This is a genomic window from Flavobacterium hauense, from assembly GCF_054457175.1.
Genome location: NZ_JBTKVX010000010.1, coordinates 138377 through 148389, shown reverse-complemented (window position 1 = coordinate 148389; position 10013 = coordinate 138377). Strand labels below are relative to the sequence as shown.

Below are 10013 nucleotides of genomic sequence, written 5' to 3'. Positions count from 1 at the left end.
CCTTTACTCCGGGATAATTATCCTTAAGCTGCTGGGTTACCTCTACCCCATCCATACCTGACATTTTAAGGTCAAGAAGTACAATATGAGGATGCTCATCAGCTACTTGTAATTGCTGCAATAATTCTTCTCCGCTACTGGCTGTCAGTACGACCTCAAATCCTTCAATATTATGAAGGTAGCCCTGCAACAAGCTAACTATAAGTGCATCATCATCGGTTATCGCAATGGTAATATTTTCCATATATATTAATTTAAACGGTCGCAGTGACAATTGTAACCGTGCCTTTGCCTTTAACCGATTTTACTTTGTGTACAGCATTAAGATACTGCATCCTCAATTCAAGGTTACCAAGCCCCAACCCTTTTATCTGTTGGTTGGTATCAAAACCTTTTCCATTATCCCTTACCAGGAACGAAAAATGTTTTTCGGTATAACGCAGCTGAACCGTAATGGTATTTGCTGCTGCGTGTTTAGTTATATTTGTGAGTAGTTCCTGCAATATTCTGAGAATCTGAATTTTTGATTCAGATGGCATATCAGCATTATTTCTCACGTCACTATGGTATTGGATCGTATACTTTTCCTTCCATGGAACAAAGACATCTTTTGCCAGTTCTTCGATACGTGAGAATTCTAACAAAGGAGGTGTAAGATCGTGCGATATCCTTCTTGCTTCGGCTATGCCTTCCTCCAGCAAATTATCCAGCTCTGCCGGCGAAGCACCTATCTGGCTTTTCATTTTAATTACTACCAGTTTTCCAATGAGACTGTCATGAAGGTCACCGGCAATGCGCATGCGTTCTTTTTCCTGAGCCTGCAGGTTGGTCTCCATTAGTTTTTTCTGGTGCTCAAGCTTAGTGCGGGTTTCACGCAGGTTAGCCTCTGTCATACGCTTATATCCCGCATGCAATATCTTTACAACAAAAAATAAAAGTGTACCTATTAAAGCAATAATTATCGCAATCCAGAAAGCAATAACTTTTGGGTCCTGCCATTTTTCCATATAGAAAGCGTTAAGTATAAATAAAATAAAACCGTGGTTATAACGATGCCAAGCCAAAAATAAAATTTCATTCCTGCTGACTCATTAACCAAAAAATTCAATGGCAGAAAGAAAACAAGGTTTACTGAGAAAAAAATTAGAATAGCCACATTCAGAAGGAAATTTTCCCATTTTGAATCCTTAAATATATTTATTTTTTCATGGAAAAAAGAAAAAACCAGAATGATAACTATAAAATCGTCAATCACTTTTGCATACGACTGGAAACCTTTCATATCAGTTCTCTCAAAAGTCATAATTTCCCACAGGATGTAAAAAAAGGCTATACAGGACAGCCCCATAACCAACCTGTGTTTTGCTTTAAAAAAAAACCTGAAATAGAACCAGGTAAACAACGTCATCTCTAACAAGCTGTAGACCAACAATACAATAAAATTATTGCCCGTTGCTCCAATTACCCTGCTTGTTAAATCTACCAGTAGCAACCCCAAAAGATACCAAAAAATGCCTTTGTGAATTACATTCAATGATTTATAATAGTATAAACCTGCAACAGAGCCTATAAATAATACAATTGGAGAAGCAAAGTTTAATAACCTTACAAACTCAGAAAAAACCATTACTATTTAAATTATAGCCGCTGCCAATAAATAGAAGTTGTTTTGAGCAGGCAATGCATTAAATGGTGGTACCGCATTTACAAAGTCATCATAGACTACCTGTTTCCCACTATCATTGGTAACAATAAGTTCAGCTTCATAGCTTGCAGTTGCAGCTGGGTCTGCCTTTAATGCAAGGGTCATTATAACATTTTCAACTTCGCAATCCTCAGTAGGAATAACAAAAGCTTCAAAGATTCCATATTGACCGTTAACTTGTGCCGGTGTCCATATCGTATAGTTTTTTTGCCACGCTTTCATCCTTGCTTTGGCTACATCGGGTGTTAACCTGTTATCACCTAAAATATTGATTACCAAACAAGCCGTTGTGTACTGATCTATAACATCGCCATAGTCCTTGTTATCATATTCCGCAGGAATTACAAAAAAATACAATTGATCCTCATAAATTCCGGGATAAGCGTGAAGTACTGCCGAATTCCCGGCATAAGCAGGAAAATCATACGTAAAGCAGTTACCCTGCCCAAAAAAATCTATCAATGCCTGACTATCCTGACGGATAGCGTCCCAGTTCTGGATGCTTGTTAAAATGTCTGCTGAAGTCATAAAGTCAATTAATTTATGGTTAAACCTATAAGGGGGAATTTAATATAACTTTAACAAATTTAACCTTTTTTACCTGACATAAAAAGGATTTGCTAATAAATTATTCTTATGTCAAAATTAACAAATTAACCAGTGTTTATAGGGGTTTACATTATTTTTATGTGCAAAATAAAAAATTCTCACAATTACCGAAATGATAACCGCTTTTTAGCCTTTCTTCTATCTTTTAAAATGTTTTTCAAACACCATATTCACCATTTAAATAATACCACTTACCTGCTTCTTTCATAAAAAAAGACTTTTCATGGTGAATCTGTGCCTGCAAATTATAATCAATATAATACGCTTTAAACTCAACCGTAGTTTCTGTTGAATTTATAATTTCAAGTTTTAACCACTGATTGCTCTTTGCCCATTCAAGAATATCAGCTTTTGTATGGTTATGTCGTTCTTTAGGGGCAGTAGTCTCCCATAGATAGTCAGCATTCTGTACAACATAGGCCGAATAACGTGAACGCATAAGCGTAATGGCAGTGGGTGCTTTTCTAACATCAAGTAAATAGGGCTGGCAGCAATCTAAAAATGGCTGGCCTGAATCGCAGTAACAGTTAATTCCGGGCATATTTAGGTATTGATTTGTAAAATAAAGTCAATCATTCCTTTTACATCCAGTACATAATGAGGACTTGCATTGGTAAGGGCATTCATAGGCATAAAAGGCATTTGTGCCGTTTCAGGCACCTGGACTACAATAACGCCCCCCGCCTTTTTAATCGCCAAAAGACCTTCTGTTCCATCAGCATTAGCTCCTGATAATAATATACCTGCCAGAGCTGCTCCGTAAACCTCTGCAGCCGATTCAAACGACACATCTATACTGGGCCTACTATAATTTATTTTTTCGGATGTATCAAGCGACAAAACATTATCAGCCTCAAATAAAAGGTGATAATCTGATGGCGCAATATAAATAAATCCCGGCAGTAAAGGCGTTTTATCCTCTACATCTTTAACCGGGATAGTGGTCTTATAAGATATAAGCTCTTCAAGTGTAGAATCTTCAGCGCTCTTTCGGTGCAGGACAAGCACAATGGCAAAGGTAGGGACAAAAGCCAGTTTTGGCAGCATCTCCATCAGCACTTCAAGGCTTCCCGCAGACCCACCAATAATAAGTACTTTACAGTCCTGTTTTACTCCGTCTTTTTCCATATCTTATCTTTGTTCACCTGCTTATACCTTTTTTGCAGTGACGAAAATTTAAGTGTTTCTTTGGTACCTAGTGCCAGGTAACCCAGTTTTGCAAGGCTGCTGTCAAACAAGGTGAAAGCTCGTTCCTGCAGCTCTTTATCAAAATAGATGAGCACATTGCGGCACAGTATCAGGTCAAATTCATTGAACGATCCGTCTGATACCAGGCTATGTTCTGAAAAGACCATTTTTGCCGAAAGCTCGCTGCTGAATTTTGCAAAGCCATAATTGGCCGTATAGTAATCCGAGAAATCCCTCTTACCTCCCGACATCATGTAATTTTCAGAATATTGCTTCATCATCTGCATCGGAAAAATTCCCTTCTTTGCAGTATCCAATACTATTGAATTGATATCGGTTGCATAAATAAGCGATTTATGAAGAAGATTAGCTTCCTTAAGCATTATTGCCATAGAATAGACCTCTTCTCCCGATGAGCATCCGGCATGCCAAAGCCTTATAAACGGCTTGGTAGCCAGTACCGGTAATATTTCTTCCCTCAGTACTTTATAGAATAAGGGATCGCGGAACATCTCGGTTACATTTACCGAAATCTCCTCTATCATGCGTTTGCCATAACCCGGCTCAAGCCTGATCCTGGTGAGCATCTCTCCCAGATTATTGAAACCATCCATTTGGTACAGCCGCTCTACGCGCCTTTTTAATGAAGCCCGTGAGTATCCGCTAAAATCAAAACCGTGGTATTCAAATACTTCATTTATCAATACCTCAAGTTCACGGTCATTTATCATAACTCTTTTAAATAGTACTAAGTATCTGTAACAATTTATCCACGTCTATCGGTTTGGATATGTAGTTATCCGCCCCGGCAGCGAGGCATTTTTCCCTGTCGCCTACCATGGCCTGTGCAGTAACAGCAACAACAGGCATGTTTTTTCTGTCCTGAAGCTGCCTTATTAGCGGTATCGCTTCATAGCCATCCATATCAGGCATCATCATATCCATAAGCACAGCATCGATCTGTGCATCGCTTTCCAGCAACTTCAAAGCTTCTGACGCTCCCTGACAAGAGAGGCAGTCAAACGATTTTGCCTTTAATGTTGCCGTAAGTGCAAAGATATTACGGCTATCATCATCTACAATTAAAATCCTTTTTTTCTCCATTTTCACTACTTCAATTGATTATTGCTGATCATATAGCCATACTCTTAGCAATGATAAAAGCTGGTCAACGTCTACCGGTTTAGTGATATAATCAGATGCACCTGCATTGATGCATTTTTCCCTGTCACCCGTCATGGCTTTTGCTGTAACTGCAATTACCGGAAGGGTTCTGTATTTATTGATCTCCCTTATGCGGGTAGCCGTTTCATAACCGTCCATATTAGGCATCATCATATCCAGCAACACTACATCAACTTCAGGATGCTCTTCAAGAGCTTTAAGGGCCTCTTTACCGTCAATGGCTGTAATAACATTCATTTTAAGCACTTCGAGCGCTTTGGTAAGCGAATAGATATTTCTCACATCATCATCCACTACAAGAACGGTCTTATCGCTAAGCACATTGTTAAGCAGGCTCAGTTTTTTATAGGTATCCTTTTTAAGGCCTCCTTGTTTGTTTTCTTCTACCAGATGAAGGAACAACGATACTTCATCAAGCATACGCTGATACGAATGTGCCGTTTTCACAACAATAGAATCAGCATATTTCTTGATCTTCAGCTCTTCTTTCATCGAAAGGCTCTTTCCGGTAAATACGATTACAGGAAGATTTTCAAGACCCGGATTTTTCTTCACACCGTCGAGTATCTCATAGGCATGCTGATCCGGAATGCCCATATCAAGAATAACACAATCAATATTTTCTTTTTGCAGAGCATCTACCCCATCGGTAACGTCGCTTTTAATTTCAGAATTAATATTATAAGTCTCCAGGAAATAAGCTAATGCCTTTGCATGTTTTGCGTTATCTTCTATAATGAGCACTTTTTGAGATTCTTTGTTCACTATATGCTCTATACGCTGAAATATTTCAGGCATCTGTTCAAAAGCTACCGGCTTGTCAAGGAAATTTACAGCCCCTTTCAGCAAGCTCTCCTGCTTCATTTTGTGCGAAGACATCATGTGTACCGGTATGTGCTTGGTCTGCCAGTTGGCTTTAAGCTCTTCCATAACTTCCCAGCCACTCTTAACCGGAAGCTGTATATCCAGCAGTATCCCCGCCGGCCTGAACATCACTGCAAGGTTAAAGGCTTCATCTCCCCTTACTGATATGACTCCTTTATAGCCGCGCTTACGCGTAAATTCCAGTAACGATTTGGCAAAGTTGGTATCGTCTTCCACAATAAGTATAACTTTGTCATCTTCACTGATGTTTTCCCTGTCATCAGGTACATCATCAGGAATAGACAGGCTCAAAAACTTGTTTCTCTCATCTTTTTCTGCCTCGTTTTTTGCCTCTATTTGTACAGAAGACTCTTCATTAAATATTCTTTCTACAGCCATCTTTGCAGAACCCGCAATAGGAATGGTCAACGTAAATTCGCTGCCTTCATTCGGCTCACTTTTCAGGCTTATCTCACCTTTAAGCAGTTTTGCCAGCTCACGGCTGATTGATAGCCCTAAACCTGTACCTCCATATTTACGTTTGGTCGAGCCGTCTGCCTGTTGAAAGGCCTCGAATATAAGCGGTTGTTTCTCATACGGAATCCCAATACCAGTGTCTTTTACTGTAAAGCTTACCAATTTATCATTTGCCGGATGTTTTTTGATCTCTAAAGTTACCGAACCTTTTGCCGTAAACTTAATTGCATTCGATAGTAGGTTCTTCAATATCTGCTCGAGCCTTACCTTATCGGTTTTTAGAACCAACGGCGCATCATCGGTAACAATAGTAAACTCTATATTCTTTTGTTTTGCCACTTCATTAAACAAAGCCTTAAGATTATCGGTAATTTCTTTGGTAGCAATGTCTATAAACTCAAGTTCCATTTTTCCGGCCTCGATCTTAGAAAGATCAAGAATCTCATCAATAAGCCCTAAAAGCCCATTTCCTGAACTCTGTATTACACTTGCAAATTCTATCTGCTCATCATTCATGTTCTTGTCATTGTTCTCAGAGAGCAGTCGGCTCAACAACAAGATAGAGTTAAGCGGTGTCCTCAGCTCGTGCGACATATTTGCAAGGAATTCCGATTTATATCGGGTACTAAGTTCCAGGTCTTCCGATTTTTTCTGTATCTCAACATTCCTTTCTTCAAGAAGCACACTGCGTTCTGCAAGCTCTTCATTGGTTTGCTGCAGTTCTTCCTGCTGCACCCTTAGCTCTTCTTCAGATGCCTGTAGTTTTTGCGTCTGTGCCTCAAGCTCCGCATTGATGTTTTCCATCTCGCTATGCTGCACCCTTAATTCTTCTGACTGCGATTCGGTCTCTTCAAGCAACTCCTGTAAACGCTTCCTGTTTTGGGCAGCCGTAATAGCGATACCCACATTATTTGAAGCTGCATTTAAAAACGTAAGGCTGCGTTTGGAGAATTCCTTAACCGAGGCCAGCTCTACCACACCGGTAATTTTATCATCAATCAACGGCACAGCGATTATATGGGCCGGAGTTGCCTCGCCCAAAGCATACGATATCTTAATATCTTCCGTTGAAAGCGATTTAAGCTCCATTATTTTGCGCGAAGCTGCTGCCTGTCCTGCCAGTCCGTCCCCAAGCAGAAGGCGCTCACGGCTTTTATCGGCTACATAGCTATATCCCGCCGAAACAACAAGCTCTTCACCTTCCAATATATATAGTACAGCGGCATTACTATTGGTGTATGTAGCCAAATGCTCTATTACATCGGCTGTAAGTTTGTGAATGTTCTTCTCCCCTATCATTACATCGTTAAGCGATGCAATACCCGATTGCAGCCATTCATTATCTGAAAGTGTCTTAAACGACTTTTCGAGAGCCACTGCCATGCTGTTAAGCGATCCGCCCATACTACCCAGGGCATCGCTATCAATGCTGTCTACCCTCACTTCATAATTACCGTTAGAGATTTCTCCGGCTACTTTACTTATTACGCGAATCCTCTCGGCAGTTTCCCTGTCAGATTCTTCAAGTTTTGTCTGTAGCCTAAGTCGTGCGTTATAGTCTCTTAATATTCTTGCAAAGAATATTACACTTATCAATAATGCTACAAGAGCCGCAGTAACAATAAGTACTGAACTGTACATGCCATATTTCTCCGAAGTAGAATTACGTTCAGCCAAAAGACGCTGTTCCTCATTTTCCATACGCTTCAGCGTTGCGCGCATGTCTTCCATAAGTTTTCTTCCTGCGTCAAGATCATTAGGAGTTATGGCCCCATTTTGCATCTTATCAGCTACCCTTTCTTCCAGATAATCAAAAAAAGCACTCACCCGCGGGCGCAGTTCCTTAATATTTTCCTGCTGTGCGGCGTTATCTTTTGTCAGTTCATCAAGCTTATCTATGTAGGTGTTTGCATCTTCCTCAGCCGTATCATAACGTTTCAGGAAATCCTGCTTACCCGTAACCAAAAAGCCCCGCATACTACCCTGGGCATCTACCATTACCGAAGTAGCTTCGTTAATATTGTAAATTACTTCCTGCGTGTGCGTAACCCATGAATTACTATCTAATAGGCTCCTGATACTCAAAAATGAAGCTGTGGAGCTAACAAGCAGTATAAATATAGATACCCCTGTACTAATTAATAGATTTCTTTTAAAATTACCGTCCATATCTTTGTGTAAGGTTTATTATAGTGGCAAAACAATAATAAAGCTCGCACCGTTTCCGGGGCTGCTTTTTGCTGTTATTATGCCGTTATGTTTTTCTACTATTTTATTGGCTATAGCCAGGCCTATACCGGTACCTTCATAGGCATTCCTGTCGTTAAGGCTCTGGAAGATCTTAAATATTTTATCAAGGTAGATCTCATTGAAACCTATCCCATTATCGGTTACTGTTATCCTGCAATGATTACCCGAAACACTGGTATTGGCATCAAAGCTTTTCTCTTCTACCCTTTCTGCAGTCACCTTTATTTCCGGCAAAACACCTTCTCTCGTAAACTTGAGGGAATTGCTAATAAGGTTTTGGAACAGCTGTCTTAACTGACTGGAAACACCCATAACCATAGGTAACTTATCCACTTTTATTACAGCCCTTTTTTCTTCTATCCTATAATCCAGGTCAGCCAGTACTTCTTCAAGTATAGCGTTAAGGTCGGTTCGTTCAGGCATCACATCTGATGACAGTCGTGAATAATCAATAAGGTCCGATATCAGGTTTGACATCCTTTCAGCCGATTTTATGGTTCGCCTCACATAATCTTTCGCTGTCTCATTATCCGGCAGGTAGCGTTCATCGATGATTTTAATAAATGTCTCTATTTTTCGCAAAGGCTCTTTCAGGTCGTGCGATACTACCCATGCAAACTGTTGCAGCTCGTGATTACTAAACTCCAGTTCTTCATTCTTAGTCACAAGTTCCTGAGTCCTTTCTGCAACCTTATTCTCAAGATTTTCCTGGGCTTCTTTTCGTATCTCGATCTCTTTAGATAGCAGGTCTCTCATATTCTTGAGCTCCTGTGTCTGCTCATACAATTTGAGAAAACTCTTTACTTTGAGTATCAGTAAATCAGGATCGACCGGTTTGGTCACATAATCTACCCCACCAGTTTCATAACCCCTGGAAATAAAACGTTTATCGGTATTTACAGCCGAAAGAAAAATTACAGGAATATCTTTAGTCCTGTTACTTCCGGCGAGTATTTCAGCTACTTCAAAACCGTCCATTACAGGCATCTGCACATCAAGTATGATTAGGGAATAGTCTTTTTTAAGGATTTTCTTTAAAGCTTCTTCACCGGATTCGGCACTATCGGCTTCAAGTCCATGAAGCAATAGTACTTTTTTAAGGGCAAGAATATTTGCCTTTATATCATCTACAATCAGGATCATAGTATAGCAGGCGTTTTTAAAGTGGCCGGCAGGCCTGAAGTCAATATACTTTTAACATGAGCACACAACAGGAAGTAATCAGATGGTTTTTCGATATATCCAACTGCACCATTATCAAAACATTCTTTTTGTGACGATTCCGAACACGAAGTGGAGCCCATAATAACCGGAATGTCTTTTAATTTACTGGTAGCTTTTAGTTCGCGCAAGCATTCCAGGCCATTCATCATTGGCATATTAACATCCATTACGATTATATCGGGAAGTATACCTAAATTTAAGGTTTCAATGGCTTCAATACCATTTCGCGCAGTATGGCATTGCACACTGCTATCTACTTCAGCAAGGGCTTCCCTGAAAAGTAATTGGTCGTCGCTATCGTCGTCTACCAGGAGTATTGATTTAATATTTGTGCTCACTTTCCAAAAATAGGGCGACAAAAGTTAACAAGGTGTTAAAATAGGTTATGAACATTTACAGATATTCTTACAACTTATTACATCTTTAACATTATTTTGAGATTACTTTATTACTAAATTTCTGAAAAAAATACATTTCAAATTTGCATTTACCCTTCATGATTCTATCTTTA

General features: G+C 39.7%; 10 protein-coding genes. All 10 read right to left on the bottom strand.

All coding sequences use genetic code 11. From position 1 onward, the window contains the following. A partial coding sequence (locus tag ACX0HA_RS09420) for a response regulator transcription factor (RefSeq protein ID WP_458845022.1) occupies positions 1 to 244 on the bottom strand: 244 nt, incomplete at its 3' end. Between the two features lie 10 nt (positions 245 to 254). After that, a complete protein-coding gene (locus tag ACX0HA_RS09415; RefSeq protein ID WP_458845021.1) occupies positions 255 to 1007 on the bottom strand; it encodes a sensor histidine kinase in 753 nt (250 codons plus the stop codon). A 626-nt stretch (positions 1008 to 1633) separates the two neighbouring features. Beyond that, complete coding sequence (locus tag ACX0HA_RS09410) at positions 1634 to 2233, bottom strand: hypothetical protein (protein ID WP_458845020.1); 600 nt, start codon at positions 2231 to 2233, stop codon at positions 1634 to 1636. A 238-nt stretch (positions 2234 to 2471) separates the two neighbouring features. Next, positions 2472 to 2855, bottom strand: coding sequence for a YchJ family protein (locus ACX0HA_RS09405; RefSeq protein WP_458845019.1), 384 nt, complete (start codon positions 2853 to 2855; stop codon positions 2472 to 2474). A 2-nt stretch (positions 2856 to 2857) separates the two neighbouring features. Next, positions 2858 to 3442 carry a chemotaxis protein CheB gene (locus ACX0HA_RS09400; RefSeq protein WP_458845018.1) on the bottom strand — a complete coding sequence of 195 codons (585 nt, stop codon included), beginning with the start codon at positions 3440 to 3442 and terminating at the stop codon, positions 2858 to 2860. Further along, positions 3424 to 4233: a CheR family methyltransferase gene (locus ACX0HA_RS09395; protein WP_458845017.1), complete on the bottom strand. Its 810-nt coding sequence runs from the start codon at positions 4231 to 4233 to the stop codon at positions 3424 to 3426. Before ACX0HA_RS09395 ends, ACX0HA_RS09400 begins: the two co-directional genes overlap by 19 nt. 7 nt (positions 4234 to 4240) lie before the next feature. Then, positions 4241 to 4606: a response regulator gene (locus tag ACX0HA_RS09390; RefSeq protein WP_458845016.1), complete on the bottom strand. Its 366-nt coding sequence runs from the start codon at positions 4604 to 4606 to the stop codon at positions 4241 to 4243. An 18-nt stretch (positions 4607 to 4624) separates the two neighbouring features. Continuing rightward, positions 4625 to 8197: a response regulator gene (locus ACX0HA_RS09385; protein ID WP_458845015.1), complete on the bottom strand. Its 3573-nt coding sequence runs from the start codon at positions 8195 to 8197 to the stop codon at positions 4625 to 4627. Positions 8198 to 8215: 18 nt separating this feature from the next. Beyond that, positions 8216 to 9421 carry a hybrid sensor histidine kinase/response regulator gene (locus ACX0HA_RS09380; protein WP_458845014.1) on the bottom strand — a complete coding sequence of 402 codons (1206 nt, stop codon included), beginning with the start codon at positions 9419 to 9421 and terminating at the stop codon, positions 8216 to 8218. Beyond that, entirely contained in the window at positions 9418 to 9840 is a 423-nt protein-coding gene (locus ACX0HA_RS09375) for a response regulator (protein WP_458845013.1), read from the bottom strand. Before ACX0HA_RS09375 ends, ACX0HA_RS09380 begins: the two co-directional genes overlap by 4 nt. Positions 9841 to 10013 lie beyond the last annotated feature (173 nt).

Bases quoted from the DNA above. Each gene is read 5' to 3' on its own strand.
- ACX0HA_RS09415 (WP_458845021.1), bottom strand. From the start codon at position 1,007: ATGGAAAAATGGCAGGACCCAAAAGTTATTGCTTTCTGGATTGCGATA.
- ACX0HA_RS09410 (WP_458845020.1), bottom strand. From the start codon at position 2,233: ATGACTTCAGCAGACATTTTAACAAGCATCCAGAACTGGGACGCTATC.
- ACX0HA_RS09405 (WP_458845019.1), bottom strand. From the start codon at position 2,855: ATGCCCGGAATTAACTGTTACTGCGATTCAGGCCAGCCATTTTTAGAT.
- ACX0HA_RS09400 (WP_458845018.1), bottom strand. From the start codon at position 3,442: ATGGAAAAAGACGGAGTAAAACAGGACTGTAAAGTACTTATTATTGGT.
- ACX0HA_RS09395 (WP_458845017.1), bottom strand. From the start codon at position 4,233: ATGATAAATGACCGTGAACTTGAGGTATTGATAAATGAAGTATTTGAA.
- ACX0HA_RS09390 (WP_458845016.1), bottom strand. From the start codon at position 4,606: ATGGAGAAAAAAAGGATTTTAATTGTAGATGATGATAGCCGTAATATC.
- ACX0HA_RS09385 (WP_458845015.1), bottom strand. From the start codon at position 8,197: ATGGACGGTAATTTTAAAAGAAATCTATTAATTAGTACAGGGGTATCT.
- ACX0HA_RS09380 (WP_458845014.1), bottom strand. From the start codon at position 9,421: ATGATCCTGATTGTAGATGATATAAAGGCAAATATTCTTGCCCTTAAA.